Annotated in this window: 22 protein-coding genes and 1 pseudogene; 1 reads left to right on the forward strand and 22 read right to left on the reverse strand. The window is 50.7% G+C overall.

Annotated features, from left to right (window positions below; genetic code table 11):
• Positions 1-126: 126 nt before the first annotated feature.
• From B9L21_RS15390 to metG, 18 genes and pseudogenes are all read right to left on the reverse strand, one after another.
• A pseudogene (locus B9L21_RS15390) lies at positions 127-1,965 on the reverse strand (CarD family transcriptional regulator); the annotation flags it as partial.
• Positions 1,966-2,040: 75 nt separating this feature from the next.
• Positions 2,041-2,271 (reverse strand): anti-sigma-F factor Fin family protein, encoded by a 231-nt coding sequence (locus B9L21_RS15395; protein WP_063167045.1) that lies wholly within the window; start codon positions 2,269-2,271, stop codon positions 2,041-2,043.
• Positions 2,272-2,373: 102 nt separating this feature from the next.
• Positions 2,374-2,934 carry an aminoacyl-tRNA hydrolase gene (gene pth / locus B9L21_RS15400; protein WP_063167046.1) on the reverse strand — a complete coding sequence of 187 codons (561 nt, stop codon included), beginning with the start codon at positions 2,932-2,934 and terminating at the stop codon, positions 2,374-2,376.
• Positions 2,935-2,995: 61 nt separating this feature from the next.
• Positions 2,996-3,628 (reverse strand): 50S ribosomal protein L25/general stress protein Ctc, encoded by a 633-nt coding sequence (locus tag B9L21_RS15405; protein WP_063167047.1) that lies wholly within the window; start codon positions 3,626-3,628, stop codon positions 2,996-2,998.
• 75 nt (positions 3,629-3,703) lie between these two features.
• Positions 3,704-4,651: a ribose-phosphate diphosphokinase gene (locus B9L21_RS15410; RefSeq protein ID WP_063167048.1), complete on the reverse strand. Its 948-nt coding sequence runs from the start codon at positions 4,649-4,651 to the stop codon at positions 3,704-3,706.
• A 12-nt stretch (positions 4,652-4,663) separates the two neighbouring features.
• On the reverse strand, positions 4,664-6,043 hold the full coding sequence (gene glmU, locus B9L21_RS15415; RefSeq protein ID WP_063167049.1) for a bifunctional UDP-N-acetylglucosamine diphosphorylase/glucosamine-1-phosphate N-acetyltransferase GlmU: 1,380 nt from the start codon (positions 6,041-6,043) through the stop codon (positions 4,664-4,666).
• A gap of 132 nt (positions 6,044-6,175) precedes the next feature.
• The gene (gene spoVG / locus B9L21_RS15420) at positions 6,176-6,466 is read right to left on the reverse strand and encodes a septation regulator SpoVG (RefSeq protein WP_003247437.1); all 291 of its coding nucleotides are present in this window, start codon (positions 6,464-6,466) and stop codon (positions 6,176-6,178) included.
• Positions 6,467-6,587: 121 nt separating this feature from the next.
• The gene (locus B9L21_RS15425; RefSeq protein WP_063167050.1) at positions 6,588-6,962 is read right to left on the reverse strand and encodes a RidA family protein; all 375 of its coding nucleotides are present in this window, start codon (positions 6,960-6,962) and stop codon (positions 6,588-6,590) included.
• 54 nt (positions 6,963-7,016) lie between these two features.
• Positions 7,017-7,838: a pur operon repressor gene (gene purR, locus B9L21_RS15430; protein ID WP_063167051.1), complete on the reverse strand. Its 822-nt coding sequence runs from the start codon at positions 7,836-7,838 to the stop codon at positions 7,017-7,019.
• A gap of 55 nt (positions 7,839-7,893) precedes the next feature.
• Positions 7,894-8,766 carry a 4-(cytidine 5'-diphospho)-2-C-methyl-D-erythritol kinase gene (gene ispE, locus B9L21_RS15435; RefSeq protein WP_063167052.1) on the reverse strand — a complete coding sequence of 291 codons (873 nt, stop codon included), beginning with the start codon at positions 8,764-8,766 and terminating at the stop codon, positions 7,894-7,896.
• A gap of 236 nt (positions 8,767-9,002) precedes the next feature.
• Positions 9,003-9,182 carry a small, acid-soluble spore protein, alpha/beta type gene (locus tag B9L21_RS15440; RefSeq protein WP_011886605.1) on the reverse strand — a complete coding sequence of 60 codons (180 nt, stop codon included), beginning with the start codon at positions 9,180-9,182 and terminating at the stop codon, positions 9,003-9,005.
• 345 nt (positions 9,183-9,527) lie between these two features.
• Complete coding sequence (gene veg, locus B9L21_RS15450; protein WP_063167054.1) at positions 9,528-9,785, reverse strand: biofilm formation stimulator Veg; 258 nt, start codon at positions 9,783-9,785, stop codon at positions 9,528-9,530.
• 182 nt (positions 9,786-9,967) lie between these two features.
• Complete coding sequence (yabG, locus tag B9L21_RS15455; protein WP_063167055.1) at positions 9,968-10,867, reverse strand: sporulation peptidase YabG; 900 nt, start codon at positions 10,865-10,867, stop codon at positions 9,968-9,970.
• Positions 10,868-10,958: 91 nt separating this feature from the next.
• Complete coding sequence (gene rsmA, locus B9L21_RS15460) at positions 10,959-11,840, reverse strand: 16S rRNA (adenine(1518)-N(6)/adenine(1519)-N(6))-dimethyltransferase RsmA (protein WP_063167056.1); 882 nt, start codon at positions 11,838-11,840, stop codon at positions 10,959-10,961.
• Positions 11,833-12,396: a ribonuclease M5 gene (gene rnmV, locus B9L21_RS15465; protein WP_063167057.1), complete on the reverse strand. Its 564-nt coding sequence runs from the start codon at positions 12,394-12,396 to the stop codon at positions 11,833-11,835. Before rnmV ends, rsmA begins: the two co-directional genes overlap by 8 nt.
• Before the next feature lie 261 nt (positions 12,397-12,657).
• On the reverse strand, positions 12,658-13,863 hold the full coding sequence (locus B9L21_RS15470) for a G5 and 3D domain-containing protein (RefSeq protein ID WP_063167058.1): 1,206 nt from the start codon (positions 13,861-13,863) through the stop codon (positions 12,658-12,660).
• Positions 13,864-14,064: 201 nt separating this feature from the next.
• A complete protein-coding gene (locus B9L21_RS15475) occupies positions 14,065-14,835 on the reverse strand; it encodes a TatD family hydrolase (protein WP_063167059.1) in 771 nt (256 codons plus the stop codon).
• Positions 14,836-14,978: 143 nt separating this feature from the next.
• Positions 14,979-16,931, reverse strand: coding sequence for a methionine--tRNA ligase (gene metG / locus B9L21_RS15480; RefSeq protein ID WP_063167060.1), 1,953 nt, complete (start codon positions 16,929-16,931; stop codon positions 14,979-14,981).
• A gap of 392 nt (positions 16,932-17,323) precedes the next feature.
• Between metG and B9L21_RS15485 the strand changes: the two genes are divergently transcribed.
• On the forward strand, positions 17,324-17,617 hold the full coding sequence (locus B9L21_RS15485; RefSeq protein ID WP_063167061.1) for an AbrB/MazE/SpoVT family DNA-binding domain-containing protein: 294 nt from the start codon (positions 17,324-17,326) through the stop codon (positions 17,615-17,617).
• A 21-nt stretch (positions 17,618-17,638) separates the two neighbouring features.
• Here B9L21_RS15485 and rsmI read toward each other — a convergent pair whose 3' ends face one another.
• Genes rsmI through B9L21_RS15505 form a run of 4 tightly spaced genes read right to left on the reverse strand, consistent with a single transcriptional unit; the run spans position 17,639 to position 20,577 of the window.
• Positions 17,639-18,544 carry a 16S rRNA (cytidine(1402)-2'-O)-methyltransferase gene (gene rsmI / locus B9L21_RS15490; protein ID WP_063167062.1) on the reverse strand — a complete coding sequence of 302 codons (906 nt, stop codon included), beginning with the start codon at positions 18,542-18,544 and terminating at the stop codon, positions 17,639-17,641.
• A 16-nt stretch (positions 18,545-18,560) separates the two neighbouring features.
• Positions 18,561-19,310: a tRNA1(Val) (adenine(37)-N6)-methyltransferase gene (locus B9L21_RS15495; RefSeq protein WP_063167063.1), complete on the reverse strand. Its 750-nt coding sequence runs from the start codon at positions 19,308-19,310 to the stop codon at positions 18,561-18,563.
• A 60-nt stretch (positions 19,311-19,370) separates the two neighbouring features.
• Positions 19,371-19,733, reverse strand: a complete 363-nt coding sequence (gene yabA / locus B9L21_RS15500; RefSeq protein ID WP_081210896.1) for a DNA replication initiation control protein YabA — start codon at positions 19,731-19,733, stop codon at positions 19,371-19,373.
• A gap of 16 nt (positions 19,734-19,749) precedes the next feature.
• Complete coding sequence (locus B9L21_RS15505; protein WP_063167064.1) at positions 19,750-20,577, reverse strand: stage 0 sporulation family protein; 828 nt, start codon at positions 20,575-20,577, stop codon at positions 19,750-19,752.
• Positions 20,578-20,591: the final 14 nt, after the last annotated feature.

The raw sequence follows: 20,591 nt of genomic DNA on the forward strand, positions 1-20,591 counted from the left end.
CTCAACTGTAAATACAGCTTGTTGTACCGTCAACATGCGATTCACCTCCTTGTCTATCAATATTCACATCATAGACAAGAAAAGAAGAAAATATTCAGCTCACTTTATGATGTGGCTGAATAGTTACTGCATTTCTGTATCCGGGGAAAACGCATATCCTTTGCTTGCCTCGCGCTCAGCGTACAGCTTGATTAAATCTTCTGCAATGTCTTGGACAGACGACTCCACTTTCTTTTTGACTTTTTTCCATTCCGTACCGCCGAGCTTATAAATTTTCGGCTCTTTTCCTTCCGAACCGACGTACTTCTGCACTTGATCCATTTGATCGACCGGGACGTACAGCGTATCGCCGCCTTGGTATTGGATATGAATATAATCCTTATGCACTCCGTTGATTTCTAACGTCTCGATGCCTAAATATTTCCCGATGCCGTGGTTGACATGGACGACATAGTCGCCGACTTGCAGTTCGGCATAGCTTTTGATCCGCTCGGCGTTAGATAGCTTTTGCCGACGCGCTGGGCGTTTGGCCCGCTTTTTGAACAGTTCTTCCTCAGTGATGACGGCCAGTTTTTGCAGCGGCAGTTCAAACCCTGTGTTTAAATCGCCTTGAAGGAGCTGGCATTTGCCGTGCAACAGCGCCGCTTCGCGCGGCAGCGGCAGCGCATCGATCTCGTAATCTTCAAGCAGCGACTGCAGCTTTTTCACCCGCTCGTCATCCGGCGCCAAAAAGACGACCGCATAGTTCGCCTTTTTCCACCGCTCCATCTCAGACTGAAGAAGCGCTATTTGGCCATGAAAGTTTTGCATTTGCTTGCATGTAATATTGACGACATTTTGCGGATGGGTATGCGGTGCATGACGCAAAAATAAGGATAAGTACACCCGTTGGAATCGATGCTTTTGCAACAATTCAGAAAATGAATGCGAAATCGGTACATCATGAATCATTTTTTCGCTGTCAAGCAAGCTTGTATACCATTCCGCCTCTTCGCGATCCAGCCGCTCAGCCGTCTCCTGCAACCGGCTCATTTCATCCATCAGCAGCACGCCGTCTTCCGGCATGTAATCTAGTAAACTCGCAGCTTTTTCATAAAAAAGAGACATATATTTATACTGTTGCTCGATTTCCTGCCCCTCGCGCAGCTGTTCTAGCTCAGCGTGGATATGCTCGTACATCCGCTGCTTGGCGGCGTCATCTTTCATTTTTTCTAAGCTGGCCGCAAGCCCAGCCTCGATCCGCTCGATTCCCCGTCGCCGCGCCTCCTCATCAAGAATGATTTCGTCAGCTGGCCCAATCATTACACGTTCCACCTGCTCATGCGAACGCTGATCATCAGGGGTGAACGTTCGAATCGATTCAATTTCTGTATCAAACAGCTCAATCCGATACGGCAGCTCCGCCGTTAGCGGATAAATATCAACGATCCCCCCGCGGATGCTGAACTCCCCAGGAGCGGAAACAGTGGCGACCCGCTTGTATCCCATTTCGACAAACAGCTGTTTATCGCGTTCCAAATTGAGCTCTTGTCCAACCGAGAACGTGAACAAGTAACGTTTCCAAAGCGACAGCGGTGGCAGCAAGCGCCGCAAGCCAGCCGCCGGACAGACGACGATCCCTTTTCCGCCCTGCGCCCAATGGTTCATAATTTCGAGACGTTGCGCCTTCATCTCCGGACTGGCGATCGCCATTTCGGCGGCGATCACTTCGTTGACCGAATAAAGAAACACGTCGTCCGGTCCAAGCAGTGAAACGAGATCGTCATGTATTTTTTGCGCCTGAAACAAGTTATGGGCCACAACTAACATCGGCCGGCCCGTCTCCTTATAAAGGGTGGAGATAAAAACAGACCGAGCCGACCCGGACAGCCCGGCGACAAGCTGTTCTTTCAGGCGGGCATGGATTCCTTCAATGATCGTGCGAACATCTTGGTTTTCAGCTAAATAGCGATGCAGCGAAAGCACCCCTATCCTCCCTCCTCTCAACACCAGCGTCATCTGGCGAAAACGCAAAAATGCTTTGGTCGCCCAAAGCTGCGCCTAGTGAATAAATTTTTCATATTGATGCCATTCCGGATTTCGCACCAATGCCTCTTGGCAGTCTTCGCAAATCGTTTTCACATGAATGTCGCCGTTCGGTTCGTACGAAATCATGTCAAGACGTTCCTCTTCCGTCAAATGGTGGAATCCTAGTTTTTCGCTATAGATCGATACGCGGTCAATCGTGCCAACCTTTGCGCCACAATGACGGCAATAGTAGTGCAACGCCATCCAAGCAAACCTCCTCACTGGACTGTTCCGTCCGCAAGGCAGGCGAAGCCGATGCCTCGCGCCTTCCGTACTCACATTGTGCACCAGTTCAGAGGAAAATATTCACTCGTTAAAGTCATTCATCACTTGGACAAACGGCGTCGTCACCGCCTGTTCGCACGCATCGGCAGCCCGCGCCACCGCTTCAGCCACCGCTCGCCTCTCCTCTTCCGTAAAGCGGCTGAGCACGTAATCCGCAACCGGTTGCCCGTTCGTTGGCCGGCCGATGCCGATGCGAATGCGCTTAAACTGCTCGGTGCCAAGATGATGGATGAGCGACTTAACACCATTATGGCCGCCGGAGCTTCCTTTCAGGCGAAGGCGGATTTTTCCCGGCGGGAGATCGAGGTCGTCGTAAATAATGACAACATCCTCGACAGCAATGCCATAGAAGTCGATGAGCGGGCGAACACATTCCCCTGATAAATTCATATATGTCAACGGTTTGCATAATGCCACTTTTTCGCCGAAAACGGACGCCGTTCCGAACAAGCCGCGGAATTTAGCGGTTTTCAACGAAACGTTCCAACGTTTGGCCAGCTCATCAATGACGAAAAAGCCGATGTTATGGCGCGTTTGCTCATACTCCTTGCCCGGATTCCCGAGCCCGACAAACAGCTTCAATGGCCGTGCCCCTCTCTATAACATGATACTACAAAAGACGTAACCGAAACGGTTACGTCTGTCACTCTTCTGGCGTCGTTTCCCTTCCTTCCTCAGCGTCAGGCTGTCCCGGCTCTTGCTGTTCGCCGCTATGGATTTCTTCTTCCTGCTGCGGCGGCAAGATCGTCGCGATCACTTCAGAAGGCTCATGGTTGATTTCAAATGTTCCGCCTGTTTGCACATCGCCGACCGTGACAGTATCGCCGACTTGCAAACCGGAGATATCGACTTCAATCGCAGGCGGAATGTTCGCCGGCAACACGCGGATCGATAACTCGTGCAAGTTTTGCTGCAACACGCCGCCATCCTTGACCCCAGGCGCTTCACCTACTAAGCGGACTTCCACGTCAACGTCAACCTCTGTCGACATATCAACCGCTTGAAAATCGGCGTGAAGAAGCTCGCCCCGCAACGGGTCACGCTGCATTTCACGCAATAGCACCGAGTAATCGCCGCCGTCGACTTTCAGCGTTATTAAGCTGTGGCGTCCACCCTCACGGAGCGCTTTTTCAAGATCCGCGGCGCTGACAAAAATCATTTGATTATCGACCTTTTTGCCGTACAATACCGCCGGAATGCCTCCTTGCGAACGAATACGCCGCAATGTTGAACGTTTTTTGTCTTTGCGTTCTTTCGCTTCCAACACAATCGCCATGTTTCCTCACCTTCCTGAATTAGAATCTATTGTCTACTTTATCCTAAAACAAGAAGGGCTAAACATGCTTTGTGCTTAGTCGAACAGGACGCTGACAGATTTCATTTCATACACGCGCGTAATCGCTTCGGCAATGAGCGGCGCCACCGACAGCTCTACAATTTTATCAATTTTCTTCTCTTCTGGCAAGGCAATCGAATTGGTGACGACAAGTTCCTTGATTTTGGAATTTTGAATGCGTTCAATCGCCGGTCCGGACAGCACCGGATGGGTACAGCATGCGTACACTTCTTTTGCCCCGTGCTCGACAAGGGCGTTCGCCCCGAGCGTAATCGTGCCAGCTGTGTCGATAATGTCATCGATCAAAATGGCCGTCTTTCCGGTCACTTGCCCGATGATGTTCATCACTTCAACAGCGTTCGGCCGCGGCCGCCGCTTGTCGATAATAGCGAGCGGCGCTTTCAGGCGGTCAGCCAGCTTGCGCGCCCGCGTTACGCCGCCATGGTCCGGGGATACAATGACGACGTCATCCAACTGTTTGCTTTTAAAGTAATCCGCCAAAATCGGGACACCCATCAAATGGTCGATCGGGATATCGAAAAATCCTTGGATTTGTGGGGCATGCAAATCGAGCGTAATGACGCGCGACGCCCCGGCCGTTTCCAGCAGGTTGGCTACGAGCTTCGCGGTAATCGGCTCACGCGAGCGCGCTTTTCGGTCTTGGCGTGCATAGCCGTAGTATGGCATCACGATATTGATCGTGCGCGCCGAAGCACGCTTTAACGCATCGATCATAATCAGCAGTTCCATTAAATGCTCGTTGACCGGCACGCTCGTCGATTGGATGACAAACACATCGTCGCCGCGGATGCTTTCTTCGATGTTGATTTGAATTTCCCCATCGCTGAAGCGGGACACAGAACATTTGCCAAGCTCGATCCCCATGACTTCGGCAATTTCTTTCGCTAACCTCATGTTCGAGTTAAGGGCGAACAACTTTAATCGGTGCTGGCATTCAGACATGATAAACCTCCATTAAGATTTTTTCTTGCCTGGCAGGCGATCCACATAGTTTTCCTTATTCACTTGCCGAGCGCGGGCGATGGCGAGCGCGCGCCCTGGGACGTCGTCGGTGACCGTCGATCCGGCAGCGACGTAAGCGCCTTGGCCGATCGTAACCGGCGCGATCAAATTGACGTTGCAGCCGACAAACGCACCGTCTTCAATTTTCGTCATATATTTATGCACGCCATCGTAGTTGACGGTAATCGACCCACACCCGAGGTTGACATCGGCGCCAACTTCCGCATCACCGATGTAGCTTAAATGCGAGGCTTTGCTTCCTTTGCCGAACGTCGATTTTTTCACTTCGACAAAGTTGCCGATTCGCACCTCGTCATCAATTTTTGACAGCGGGCGAATATGGGCGAACGGACCGATCGTCACATCGTTGCCGATCTCGCTGTCATGGGCGACCGAGTGACGGATGGACGTGCGGTGGCCGATGCGGCAGTTTTTAATTTCTGAATGAGGGCCGATCGAGCAATCTTCGCCGATGATCGTCTCGCCCTCGATGACCGTGCCGGGGTAAATGATCGTATCGCGCCCGATCGTCACCTCAGCGGAAATATAAGTACAAGCCGGGTCAATGATCGTGACCCCGTTTTTCATATGCTGACGGCAAATGCGATCGCGCATCACCCGTTCTGCCTCAGCGAGGGCGATGCGGTCATTGACGCCGATCGTTTCATCAAACGACGGCGTCTGATAAGCAGATACAATGCCGCCATCTGCTTTTATAATTTCAATCACATCGGTTAAATAATATTCGCCTTGGGCATTATGATTTGTTACTTTTGTAAGCGCTTGAAACAATGTCTGGTTATCGAAGCAATATGTTCCTGTGTTAATCTCGCGGATTTCCCGCTCCCGTTCATTTGCATCTTTATGTTCAACGATTTTCTCGACGTGGCCGGCACTGTTGCGGACAATGCGGCCATATCCAGTCGGGTCGTCAGCGATGGCCGTCAATACGGTCGCCTTCGCCTTGGCGGCCCTATGATGCTCAAGCAGCGCTTCCATCGTCTCGGCAGTGATGAGCGGCGTATCACCGCAGACAACGACGGTGATCCCTTCAAGGTGTTGCAAATACGGAGCGGCCTGCATCACCGCATGCGCCGTCCCAAGTTGCTCTTCTTGCAGCGCGTATTCACACCGGGTGCCGAGCTGTTCTTTCACTTGCTCCGCCCCAAACCCCACTACCGCAATCATTTTTTCTATCCCAAGCTTGGACACTTGGTCTACTACGTGTTGAACCATTGGCTTGCCGCAAACAGGATGGAGCACCTTATACAGTTTGGATTTCATCCTCGTTCCTTGTCCGGCCGCCAAAATGACTGCATATCGCTTCACCATGTGAAAGGCCTCCAATTACCCTTTTATCCATAATTGAATATATATGAATTGGCTGCTCTTTTCAAGGAAACAATACGTTTGCCAAAAAAATAGAGAGCTTGGCCAATTTTGCCTAAGCTCTCTTCAATATGTTTACGAAGCGCCAGCTTCTTCAAGTTCTTCTTCCAACTTCCCGAGGCGGTGGTACTCAGCTAAGATCGCCTCTTGGATTTTTCCGCGCGTAGCGGAATTGATCGGATGCGCGATATCGCGGAACTCCCCGTCTGGTGTACGCTTGCTCGGCATCGCAACAAACAGCCCGTTGTTCCCGTCAATGACGCGGATGTCATGGACAACGAATTCGTTGTCCAACGTAATGGAGGCGATCGCTTTCATCCGTCCTTCGGTATTGACGCGGCGTAATCTTACGTCTGTCACTTCCATTATGCTCACCACCTTTTCCCTATATGAGACTCGATGTAATTAATTCCACGCCCTCGAGCCATTTCCTTCTTTTTTCAAAAAATTTTTTATAAAATTCAGGCAGGGAAAAGGGGTTCGCTGCTTATTGTATAAGGGCAACGACTTCAATTTCAACAAGGGCGTCTTTCGGCAGCCGAGCCACTTCCACACATGAGCGTGCCGGTTTATGGTTCGGGAAGTATTGGCTGTACACTTCATTCATGGCGGCAAAATCATCCATATTTTTGATAAATACCGTTGTTTTGACGACCGTTTCGAGCGAAGCGCCAGCTGCCTCCAGCACCGCTTTTAAGTTTTGGAACACTTGATGCGTCTGCGCTTGAATATCGCCTTTTACCATTTCTCCTTCCGGAGTGAGCGGAATTTGCCCTGAGCTGTAAAACATGTTGTTGACGATGATCCCTTGTGAATACGGGCCAATCGCCTGCGGCGCGTTTTTCGTTTCCACTTTTCTCATTCGTAAAATCCCCTTTCTTTCATTTTCTTTTATTTATGGCAAGCAGCAAGCTGCCTAAAAAAACGTTTTATAATTGCCTTCCTTGACCGCGATTCGCTTTTCTTTCACGTCAACAGCCGACAGCTTGACGAGTGAAATGTACTCGTCAACTAACCGCTCTTTTGCCTCCTCAGACTCGACGAGCACGCCGATGCCGGAGACATTGCCGTTAAACTCCTGCAGCAGGCTGACCATGCCGTTGACGGTTCCGCCTGCTTTCATGAAATCGTCGACGATCAGCACGTTCGCTCCTTCGGCCAAACTGCGTTTGGACAGGACCATCGTTTGGATGCGCTTGGACGAACCGGACACGTAATTGATGCTCACCATCGGCCCTTCCGTCACTTTATTGTCGTGGCGGACGATCACAACCGGTACGTATAAAAAGTTGGCGATGGCATACGCGAGCGGAATCCCGTTGGTGGCAATCGTCATCACCACATCCACCGGACGGTCGGCGAAAATGGACGCATAAAGGCGGCCGATTTTATTCATAATACGAGGGTCGCCAAGAATGTCCGTCATATATAAATATCCGCCGGGAAGAAGCCGGTCTGGGCGCGACAACTGCTCACACAAATAGGCGATAACCTCCTCCGCTTCCTCGGCGGCCATTTTCGGAATGTATTGCACGCCCCCGGCTGCGCCGGGCAGCGTCCGAACCGTTCCGATCCCTTGTTGCTCAAACGTCTGCTTAATAATCGTTAAATCTTCGCTGATCGACGATTTGGCCGATTCATACCGCTCCGCAAAAAAAGTAAGCGGAATAAGCTGGTGTGGCCGTTCAAGAAGATAGTGCGTCATATCAACCAAACGGCCGCTTCGCCTTAGCTTCATAGCCGACCTCCTGAAACCGAATATTGTAAATTTATTTTATCAAAAATGTACGTGTTTAATCAAGGGAGTGCCGCTCCCCTAATAGTCTTACGGCAAACACTTGGTCGCAAAAGCCGCGCAGTCCGTTGTATACGCGCTGCATTCTTGAATCGTGCTCGATCAGCCCAAACACTGTCGGTCCGCTGCCGCTCATCAATACCGCGTCAGCGCCAAACCGCCTCATTTGTTCTTTAATATGTGCCACTTCCGGATATTTTTTTAGCGTCACTTCTTCAAGCACATTGCCGACCGACCGGCAAATGGCCGCATAATCTTGCCGCTCAATCGCCTCCACCATCACATCGACATCCGGATGGCTGACGTGCTCAAGCTGCAAGTTGCGGTACACTTCCGCCGTCGATACGCCGATCGGGGGCTTGGCCAACACGACCCAACACGGCGGCGGCGACGAGATCGGGGTGATGATCTCCCCGCGTCCAGTCGCCACGGCTGTTCCGCCATACACACAAAAGGCAACGTCCGAGCCGATTTGCGCGCCGAGCGTAGCGAGTTCATGGACGCTCAATCCGAGCCGCCAAAGCTTATTGAGTCCTCGCAACGTCGCTGCCGCATCGCTGCTTCCCCCCGCTAGGCCAGCAGCCACTGGGATATGCTTTGTAATCGAAATCGCCACCCCTTCGCGAATCGAAAACGTCTCTTTAAGAAGTTTCGCCGCCTGGTACGCCAAATTGCGGCAATCGTCCGGCACGAAACGGTTTTGCGATACAATGCGGATCGCATCCTCCCCAGGCAACGGAATAAGCTCAATGCGGTCAGCCAAATCGATCGTCGTCATCACCATTTTCACTTCATGGTAACCGTCAGGACGCTTATAAAGAACGTCGAGTGACAAGTTAATTTTTGCTGGCGCTTTTACTGACAACCTCACGAGTCTTCACCCACTTCCACGCACATTCATCAACAAACTGTTTTAACCTGCCGACGGGTAAATGATTCGGCATATTACTCGTTTTTTTGGTTTTGATGATTTTTCCATATCCGACTTTCTTCTGTCAACCCATTTTACCATATTACCATGTCTCGATGCCGCCGCCAAACGATATATGTAAAAAGGGCGTCCCCTGCTTGGGACACCCTCGCCGCAACGCGCCATCGCCGCCGGCGCTATTCCGTTTTCCCGGCCAGCTGCCGTTCTGCCCGTTCAATCGCCAATCTTACCATGTTTCCTGCGTCTTTCGCGCGGATGGCTCCCCATCCTTCACGCTGCACGACATCGTAAAAGCCTAGCTCTTTTGCCAGCTCTTCCTTTAAGCGCTGCGACATAACTCCGCGGCGTCGACCCAATGTCAGCAACCCCTTTCGATGTTCATTGGCGTCATGGGACGAAACGTTGTGCAACCCGCCGGCGCGATCAACCGGCCAGCTTCCCTTGGTAAGGATGAAAGGCGGCTGCGGCAGTTTTAGTATGAAATAACGGAGGCGGCTTTATGTCTGCCTATTATTGTCTCGCTTCACCGTTATTGGCTTGTAACGCTTCAATCTTGCCGCGATGACATCCCACGCTGACACTCCCGCGCGAAACTAAGGGATGCTTAGCCCGCGCCTCCTCATAAGCCTTTTGGCGCATCTCACTGGCCAGCAAACAACCTCCGTTTTTCGACAAAACAAAAAGCAGCAAACAACTGATGTCTACTGCCCCCCTGCTTGCTCATCGTCCCAAAACGTCAGCTTCACGGTTTCCGTCAATACGTCGGCATAACTGAACGATACGCGTTCAAACGAGTTCTGTTTTTGATCCAGTTCAATGACAAATACCGATGGGTAAGTCTCCGCCAAAATGCCGCAACGCTCAATCATTTTTCTGCGTCCGCCGTTGGCCCGCAGCGTTAAACGTCTCCCGATATTAGAGTCCAGCGTTTTTTTAATATCGGATAAAGTTTTTGGCATTCGTCATCCACCTCACTGTTTGCAATTATAACAAAAACGGCATTCAAAGTCAAAAAATAATGATTATATCAGCGTGTTTTTGTTTCTGTCAATGAATATTTTTCTACAATATCCTTCTTTTTATGTACTTCATGGCACTTTTTTGTAAAAAAATGCGGCGGAAGGCATAAAAAAACCGCCCGTCAACTGCGGCGGTTTTCCCCTCGTTCCTCCTCAATGAGGCGAAACGGCATTCCGGTGCGGAGCACGCCTTTCGTTTCCACCCCGCCTAACCCCTTTTCCCCAGTCAACGTGTTGCGAAGCACACCCCACACATCGACCGTTTCCGTGAACGGAGTAAAGCTGAGGCGCGACACGATATAGACCGGATCAAGGGCATGGATGTTAACCCGCGCCGGTGAACTAGCGAAATTGGCTCCAGCGCGGATCAGCGACTCGAAATGCGATTGGCAAGCCCCGGCGAAAACGATGAGCTGGTCTAGATGCGGCACTTTTTTGCGCGCTTCTTTCACCGTTTGGACGAAGTGGCGCGAGTGGCGGTACGCTTTTAAATCATGCACTTTTCCTTTCGATTTGGAATACGAATCGTGGCCGGTAATGACCAAAATATCTGGGCGAAACTGCTCGATCAAATGGCCGACTTTTTCCGGCATCTCGCTTTCCTCACAGTAAATGCCGTGCACCGGCACCCCAATCCGTTCATATAAATCCAAGCATTTGCGCAAATATAACGGGTCGCCGTCCAAGTGGAGGACGCGTCCCGGAATTTGAAAAAAATCCTTTTCCACCCGATATCCGCCGGTCGCTCGATATTCCACTTTTTGTTTGATCGTCTGGTAATCCTGGCGGAATAGCCGGTACGATTGTTCGATCAGCTCGATTTCCCGCTTTTTCCGTTCTTGCCGCTCCCGCTCATCGATGACGACTAAATCGCTGCACGGAGCGTCTGCGACAAGCCGCACATCTTCGCCGTATAAAATGGCCTCCCGCTCGCCGTCTCTTTCTTTAATGTCAATGACGCGGAACAATAAGTCACATTGGTAAGATTTGCGGGCGACAATATCACCGATTTTGACGTCCATCACCGCTCACTCCATTATATAATCGTTGTCACCCATACGATATGCATGCGCGGACAATAGGTGATAGACGCCGGTTTCCTTTCACTGCGTCCTAAGCGTGGAAAAGCGGCGCCAGCGCGTTGCTTAACGAGGCGAATTCAGCCATAGTGAGCGTCTCCCCGCGACGGCGCGGGTCAATACCCGCAGCAGCAAGCGCCTGTTCAATGTGTTCTTTTTTCTCCTTCCCATTTGGCAAATTGTTCAACAAGTTGTTCAACATCGTTTTGCGGCGCTGGGCAAAACTTGCCCGCACCACTTGGAAAAACACGTCCTCATCCTCAACAGCAACGGGCGGATGGGGCCGCTTCGTCAGGCGGATGACAGCAGAATCGACGTTCGGCTGTGGCATAAATACGGTGCGCGGCACCGTCATGACGACTTCCGCCTCGGTATAATATTGCACAGCGATCGTCAGCGATCCGTAATCTTTCGTTCCAGGCTTGGCCGCCAGACGGTCAGCGACTTCTTTTTGCATCATGACGACCATGCCGCGAATCGGCAGCCGCTCGGTAAGCAGCTTCATAATGATCGGCGTCGTCACATAATACGGCAAGTTCGCCACGACCATCCGATCGTCCACTTCGGCAAGCTCTTCGGCAATCACCGCATGCAAATCGGCTTTTAACACATCTTGATGGATAATGCGCACATTGTCATAAGCCGATAACGTATCAGCCAAAATCGGCAACAGCCGGCTGTCGATTTCAAAGGCGACCACTTTTTTGGCCCGCCTCGCCAGCTGCTCGGTAAGCGCCCCGATGCCGGGTCCGATTTCAATCGCCCCAGTATTGCCGGAAACGCCGGCAGCATCGACAATTTTTCGCAAAATATTCGTATCGACCAAAAAATTTTGTCCGAGGCTCTTTTTAAACGAAAAGCCGTACCGTTCCAAAATTTCCTTCGTGCGTCCCGGTGTGGCAATATCTTTATGCATCGCCCTTCTCCTCCTGCATCACTTGTGCCAACGCGGCATAAAAGGCGGCTCGGGAAATGCGGAACACTTTTAGCCGCTTATGAAACTGTCGGCCGTTGGCATAGCCGATTTTCAGCTCCTCCCCGAGGCGCAGCCGCCGACGACGGGCCATCTCCCCGCCGACTAATCCGGCTTCGATCAACTCGGCAAACGTAATTTCTTCTTCCCAATCCGCCGCCTCTTCATACACGTTGGCAAGCGCCTGGCGAATATCATCGGGAGAGGCATGCTCGACCCCAACACCTTTGCCGTTTTTCGCCTTTGCTGCCTCGCGCGACAAAAACGCATGTTTGCATCCTGGCACCTGTTCAGCAATCGTCCGGCGGATTTTCTCACCGGGAAAGTCCGGGTCGGTAAAAATAATCACGCCGCGCCGCTCCTTTGCCAGCTTAATCCGTTCAATGACATCCGTCCCCACCGCGGCCCCATTTGTTTCGATTGTATCGGCATCAACGGCGCGTCGGATCGCCGCCGTGTCATCTTTTCCTTCCACGACAATCACTTCTTTAATTTTCATCACATCATTGCAGAAACAGCGAAATAAGAGATTTTTCCTATTTCTGCAATGCCTCCTTTCCGGTAAACTAAATGGTAGGATGAACCTTCGCCGCTATTGCTCCATTTCCCTTTTATTTTTTCAAGTCCGTTGAAACTTTTTTCCTTGTCATTCGTCTAATTAGACAGAAGTGGTAAAGTGCGCATTGTCCCGGCACAATGCCATTATAACGAAAAAAAGCAGAGGGAAAAAACCCCTCCGCTCTGTCCTTCGATCGCATTTCTATGGAAGCACCCGTATCTTTACGCGCTTTCTGCCCCAACGAAACGCATCCGACCGTTCCGGGAAAAATACATCAATTTTGTATCCACGGATGCTTGAGCCGGTGTCAGCGGCGATGGCATATCCGTATCCTTCCACGTATACCTTCGACCCGAGGGGGATGACGGACGGGTCGACGGCGATCACTTTGGCGGAAGGATTTTGGCGCAAGTTAATGCCTGTGCTCGTTACGCCTGAACAGCCTGCGCAATAGGCCGTATAGGCGGTGGCGGTGACGTAAAATTCCTTCGCGGCGTGATCGGAGCCGCGTGAGGATGGCCGGTCGGATTCCTCATGCGGATGCACCGTTTTTGTGCCGATGGCGACAATGCGCGCTTTACTTTCTTTCACCGTTTTTGTCGCAATCAATTTGCGCGCCACTTCTTTGCCGTTTTCAAACGTCACTTCATACGTTTTTTCAATTTTCCCTTTTTCTCCGGGCTCAATCACGCGCCGTTCTCCTTTCGGCAGCGAACCGTCCCGTTTCGTCACCACAGCAAAGTCAACAGGCTCTTCCACTACATCGGTGACTTTTTTTACCCGAGTGATGTAAATGGTCATTTGCTCTTTGACCTTTTCTTGCAAGGAAGGCTCAATTCGATCCAGTTTACCTAGCTGAATCCCTTGCTGTTTCAAAAAGTCAGCGACCGTAGTCGAAGTTGTCCACGCCTGCTGCTGTTTGCCGCCAACATCGATGCGGACGGGGAACGCCTTTTCGACGCCGATGTCCATCCCTTTTTTGACTTTCGCCGAAAGCGTTGGCGTCACTTTGTCATGCGGTCCGACCGCCACGTGTTGCAACCGAAGCAACTCCTTAACTGTATCGGCTGTCGTCCAAACTTTTTTCGTTTTCCCGTTTATCGTCAATGTCACTTCTTTGCTTGCTTCCCAAATGATATGGAGATCGTCCGTAATCGGTGTGCTTAAGGACGGATAGACGTAATCTTCTTTGCGCGGCTGAATGCCTTGCTCCTCAAGCAACTCCTTTACATTTTCTGCATGTGTGCGAATTTCTTGTTCTTCCCCGTTGACGGTTAACGTGACATCATCTTTCGCCATCTCATATCCAGCGACCCCGGTTGTCGCGGAGATGGCGAGAAACCCGCTCGCCGTAGCGGTCACGTTTTTCCTCCATAAGTCCAACCATTTCCTCCTGTTCGGCAACATGAAATGAAACGCCTCCTTCTCCTCCGAAATTCCCCTCTCCCTCTAACATGTACGCACGAGCATACTCTATTATGCAGAAAATTCAGTGAAAAGGGAAGGAAGACTTGTCGACATACGGTTGGCTCATCTCGGCTGAATTTGTAGAACTTTTTCGTCTTCTCCGCTCTTTCGACAAGCCTCCCGGTCATTCGACGCCTAATTTTAGCGGTCGATGGCGAACAATTTTTTGGCATTTTCCGTCGTTGTTTCCGCCACTTCGGCAAAAGAAACGTTTTTGATCTCCGCGATCGCTTCAGCAACATATTTTACATAACTCGGCTCGTTTCGTTTTCCGCGGAAAGGGTGAGGCGTTAAATACGGACAATCGGTCTCAATCAATAAATGGCTGAGCGGGATTTCCTTTGCCACTTCCTTCGGCTTTTTCGCATTTTTAAACGTGACCGGTCCGCCAAGGGAAATAAGAAAGTTCATTTCGATGCACTGCCTCGCTACTTCAACGCTGCCGCTGAAACAATGCATAATGCCGCCGACTTCGGCGGCGTTTTCTTCCTGTAAAATTTTTAAAATATCCGCCGTTGCCTCGCGGTTATGAATGATGATCGGCAGCTTCACCTTTTTTGCCAGCGCGATTTGCCGGCGAAATACGTCTTGTTGGACGTCCTTTGGTGATTTATCCCAATAATAATCAAGCCCCATCTCGCCGAGCGCCACCACTTTCGGATGAGCGGCGAGCTGTTCAATCATCTGTAAGTCGTCATCAGTCATATCAACCGCATCGACCGGATGCCAGCCAACCGCCGCGTAAATAAACGAATACCGCTCGGCCAGCTCCATCGCTCGGTCAATCGTCGGGCGGTCAAACCCGACAACAACGATGTGCGAAACCCCTTCAGCGCGGGCGCGTTCAATGACTTGCTCTACGTCTTCATCATATTGGACCGCATTCAAATGCGCATGCGTATCGAAAAGCATACAACTACCCTCTTTTCCACCTTGATGATAAGTGTAGCATAGAAATTGGTTACGTATGTCACAGATCGTTAACATTTCCATTACAAAATGGAAACAAGGAGGTGTCAAGGCCGACACCCCCTCGTCGATCAAACGGTGATCTACTATTTAATTTTTGTCCCATTCGGCACAGGTTGATCGACGGTCGCCAGCGAAAACTCCCCGCCGCTGCCGCCGGCCAAAATCATCCCTTCCGACCACTCGCCGCGCAGTTTGGCCGGTTTTAAATTAGCGACGCAAATGACCTTTTTGCCGATGAGTTCCTCCGGTTTGTAAAATTCAGCGATGCCGGAGATCACTTGCCGTTTCTCGCCGCCAAGATCAAGCTCGAGCTTCAGCAGCTTATCGGCGTTTTTCATCCGTTCGGCACGCACGACTTCGGCAACGCGCAAGTCAACTTTGGCAAACTCATCAATGGAAATTTCGGCGGTCTCAGCCGTTTGGTTCTCCGCTTTGGCCGGTTCCGCCGCCGGCTTGCCGCCCTGCATATGCGCCTTAATGTACTCGACTTCCGCTTCAATATCAAGACGCGGGAACAGCGGTTCCCCTTTTTGCACGTTTGTTCCTTCCGGAATGAGGCCGAAATCGTACAAGCTGTCCCACTCTTTCAATGAACGGTCATGGATGCCGAGCTGGGCAAACACGCGCTCCGGCGTGCGCGTCAAAAACGGCTGCAGCAACACTGCCGTATGGCGGAGCGACTCAGCAAGGTGAATCATGACGGAGGCAAGCTCTTCCCGTTTGTTTTCGTCTTTAGCCAATGCCCATGGTTGCGTTTCATCAATGTATTTGTTCGTCCGGCCGATCAGCTGCCAAACCGAGGCAAGGGCAACGGAAAACTCCATCCGTTCCATCGCTTCTTCATACTGGCGGACCGCTGCACGCGCCGTTTGCGTCAGCTCTTCGTCAAACGGCGTCTTCGGGCCGCGGTACGGCGGAATGGTCCCGGCAAAGTATTTTTCGATCATCGCTACAGTACGGTGCAATAAATTGCCTAGGTCATTGGCCAAATCGTAGTTGATGCGCTCAACGAATCCTTCCGGTGTGAATACCCCGTCGGAACCGAAGGGCACTTCCCTCAGCAAATAATAGCGGAGCGCATCGAGCCCGTACCGGTCAATGAGCGTCACTGGGTCAACGACATTGCCTTTCGATTTCGACATTTTCCCATCTTTCATGAGCAGCCAGCCATGGCCGAACACTTTTTTCGGCAGCGGCAAGCCGAGTGCCATAAGCATAATCGGCCAATAAATCGTATGGAAGCGGACGATCTCTTTGCCGACTAAATGGACATCGGCCGGCCAATATTTGCGGAACTTCTCATCATTGTCCGTGCCGTAACCGAGCGCCGTAATATAGTTCGCCAGCGCATCGATCCAGACGTAAATCACATGTTTCGGATCGCCGGGCACTTTAATGCCCCAGTCAAACGTCGTCCGCGACACAGCCAAATCTTCAAGCCCTGGCTTAATAAAATTGTTGATCATTTCATTTTTCCGCGATTCCGGCTGGATGAAATCCGGATTTTCCTCGTAATATTGAAGCAAGCGGTCGACGTATTTGCTCATCCGGAAAAAGTACGACTGCTCTTTCACTTTTTCAACCGGACGGCCGCAGTCCGGGCAGTTGCCGTCGACAAGCTGCCGCTCGGTGTAAAACGATTCGCACGGCGTACAGTACCAGCCTTCATATTCCCCCAAATAAATATCGCCTTGTTCGACAAGACGGGCAAAAATGGCTTCCACTACTTTTTTATGCCGCTCCTGCGTTGTACGGATGAAATCGTCATAGGAAATGTCAAGCTTTTTCCATAACTCCTGAATGCCAGCGACGATCTCATCGACATATTGCTGCGGCGTCACCCCTTTTTCCTCTGCCTTGCGTTGAATTTTTTGCCCGTGCTCATCGGTTCCCGTCAAATACATGACATCGTAGCCGCGCAGCCGTTTATAGCGCGCCAGCGCATCCCCCGCCACGGTTGTATAGGCATGGCCGATATGCAATTTGTCGCTCGGATAATAAATCGGCGTCGTCAAATAAAACGTCTTTTTCTCCATCAGTTAGGCCCTCCCTCGTACTGTTGAGCACAAAAACCCCCGTCTGGCGACGGGAGCAGCGTTACTTCTATTTTACATAATTTTTTCATTCTACAAAAACATCTATTTCTCCTCGGTGGAAAAAATATACCCAAACGGACAAAAATACGTCCTTATTTTCGAAATGAGCCACGAATTTATTATATAAGGATAGGGTTTAAACAGCCAAAAAGATTCATTTTTCCCTTTGCTCATCGACAAACTTTTTTTGAAATAACAATATACATTTTTTTAAAATTTTACATATTAAAGGATTGACGCATAATGGAAACACTGATATGATTAGGGTGTAGGAAATTTGTCGAATATTGACGAATAAAGGCAAAAAATCATTTCGGAGAGGAGAAAAGACGATGAAATCGACAGGGATCGTACGTAAAGTCGATGAGTTAGGCCGCGTCGTCATCCCGATTGAGTTGCGCCGCACGTTAGATATTAACGAAAAAGATGCATTAGAAATTTACGTCGACGACGATCGCATCATTTTGAAAAAATATAAACCGAACATGACGTGCGTCGTCACAGGGGAAGTGTCAGACGACAACTTTAAATTAGCCGGCGGAAAAATCATTTTAAGCCGCGAAGGAGCGGAAATTTTGCTTCAGGAGATCCACCAGCACTTGCAAGAGGCAACGGACAACGAATAAAAAAAGAGTTTCTCTGGCTTCTCAGAGAAACTCTTTTTTTTCTTGCCGCTGATGGTACTGTTGATAGACGTCGCGTTTCGACATGTTTCGATCGCCAGCCGCCTGTTTCACCGCTTCCTTGACGGAAAGACCGTGCTCGCGAACATAATAATCGACATGTTCGACAAGCGAAAGCGGCTGCCACCACGTTTCTTCCTCCCGCTTACGTTCACTCCCGTCCTGTGCCCCTTCAACAACAATACAAAACTCACCGCGGATGTCAGCTGTCTTCGCCCAAGTGACCACTTCGCTCAAATCGCCGCGGATGAACTCCTCGAACCGTTTCGTCAACTCCCGGCAAAGAGCGACGCGCCGCTCACCAAATACGTCATACATGGCCGCAAGCGTTTCTTTCAGACGGTGAGGGGCTTCATAAAAGATCAACGTCTCCGCCGCCGTTTTTAACGACAGCAACTGCTCCCGCTTCTCTTTTTTCGCCCGTTCTAAAAAACCGATGAACAAAAAGCGGCCGGTCGGCAGCCCGGAGGCGACAAGCGCCGTTAACGCCGCGTTCGCTCCGGGGAGAGGAACAACGCGGCATCGTTCCGCCAGCGCCGCGACAATCAGTTCATATCCGGGGTCGGAAATGCCCGGCATGCCGGCATCGCTCACTAACGCTACCGTTTTCCCTTCTTTCAGCCATTCGACAAGCTGCCGGCCGCTGGCGTACTTATTATGCTCATGATAGCTCACAAGCGGTGTATGAATGTCGAAATGAGACAACAGCTTTTTCGTCTGCCTTGTATCTTCGGCGGCGACCACATCCGCCTCCCGCAGCGTTCGCACCGCACGAAACGTCATATCTTCCAAATTGCCGATCGGTGTCGGCACGATGTACAGCGTTCCTTGTTCCATTTGCTCAGCAAAGCTTTTTTGTTGCCAAAGCATTCGCGTTCCGCCCCTTTTACGGTGAAATAATCCCATATAAGATGCGCTTCGTTTCCTCCGTATATTCGTTGTCCTCGCCATAAACGATAAGCGGGGGCAATACTTTTAAATCTGGGCTGGCATCTTTCATTCCTTCAATTAAAATCATGTTCGCCTCTTTTCCCGCTTTTGGATAGACAAACCGGAGCCGCTTCGGTTCAAGCCGGTATTGGCGCATAAGCGTTACGATGTCAAGCAGCCGCCCAGGCCGATGAACGAACGCCGCCTTTCCGCCTTGCTTCAACAATTGGCTGCTGACGCGAACGACATCTTCCAATGTACAATAAATTTCGTGGCGGGCGATGGCCAAGTGTTCGTTTTTGCTCAGCTCCTCTTTGCCGGCAGCTGGAAAATACGGGGGGTTGCACGTAACGACATCGTACCGGCTGTAGCCGATTCGCTGCGGCGCGTCTTTAATATCGCCGTGTATAATCTCGATTCGTTCTTCAAGCCCGTTGTACTGCACGCTTCGCCTCGCCATGTCGCAAAGCCGCTCCTGAATTTCAATGCCGATAATCGCTCCTTTTGTCCGCTGGCTCAGCAACAGTGGGATCACCCCGTTGCCCGTGCATAAATCGACGATATGCCCTTTTTGAATCGGCAAATAGGCAAAATGGGCGAGCAGCACTGCATCAAGGGAAAAAGAAAATACGGACGGGCTCTGAATGATGCGAAGCTCCTCATTGAACAAATAATCAAGCCGTTCATCCCCGTACAACTCCACCATCACACACGATCCTCCATTGAAAAAAATAACCTTTCCGGAGCGGAAAGGGTTGCATTACCTTTATTTTTTGTTTAAAAACGATAAACAAAACAAGCAATCGCCCTCTGTGCGTACGCTTCCGTAGTGGACGTGGCAAATATGGAACCCTTCTTGGTAAAGGCGGGCTAAATTGTCATACCCTTCGCCAATGTCGATCAGCTTTTTGCCATGCTTCGTCTCTTTTCGTTTTTCCTCTTCCCATGCCTCAAGCAGCTGCTCAAGCCGCCGGCGCAGATGGGCGTTTTCGATTTGCAGCTGATGGTTTTCCTCCAACAGCTCGGCTACGCGCTGTTTCAGCTGCACAAGCTCACGGTAAAAATGGCTCAGATGCTCTTCCATGTTTGCCACCGATTGAAACACTTCTTTTTTATCTACCTTTTCCACATGGCCCCACCCCAAATTAATCTGCGACACGAATCGATAACGTTCCGTTCTTCATCAACTCATCAAGCGTATATTCGACGACCCGGCCGTGCTCCGGCAATTCGATTTGCAGCACCCGCTCTAAAATGTTCAAACCGACCACTTTGCCAAAGCCATACGGTGTCTCGACATACTCTCCTAAATCTGGAAGCTGCTCTTTTGCCGTCTCATACTCCTCACTCTCATATTTCAAGCAGCACATCAACCGTCCACACAATCCGGAAATTTTCGTCGGGTTAAGCGACAAATTCTGATCCTTCGCCATTTTGATCGATACCGGTTCAAAATCGCCAAGAAATGTCGAGCAGCAAAGCATCCGGCCGCACGGGCCGATGCCGCCGAGCATTTTCGCCTCATCGCGCACCCCGATTTGTCGCAGCTCGATGCGGGTGCGGAAAATCGATGCCAAGTCTTTGACGAGCTCACGGAAATCGACACGCCCGTCGGCGGTGAAGTAAAAGATGACTTTATTGCGGTCAAACGTATATTCTACATCCACGAGCTTCATCTCAAGGCCATGCTCTTCGACCTTGCGCAGGCAAATGTCATACGCCTCACGCGCCGCTTTTTTATTTTCTTCAACGATCCATTTATCTTTTTCATTCGCCACGCGAATCACTTTTTTGAGCGGCAGCACGATATCGTTTTCATCGACTTGTTTATTGGCGATGACGACTTTTCCGTATTCAATGCCGCGCGCCGTCTCGACAATGACAAACTCACCGGCGGGAATGACAAAATCGCCTGGATCAAAATAATAAATTTTTCCCGCCTTTTTAAAACGGACGCCGACGACAGTATACAACGGTTCTCCCTCCT

Source organism: Geobacillus uzenensis (genome assembly GCF_002217665.1).
Classification (GTDB): Bacteria; Bacillota; Bacilli; order Bacillales; family Anoxybacillaceae; genus Geobacillus; species Geobacillus subterraneus.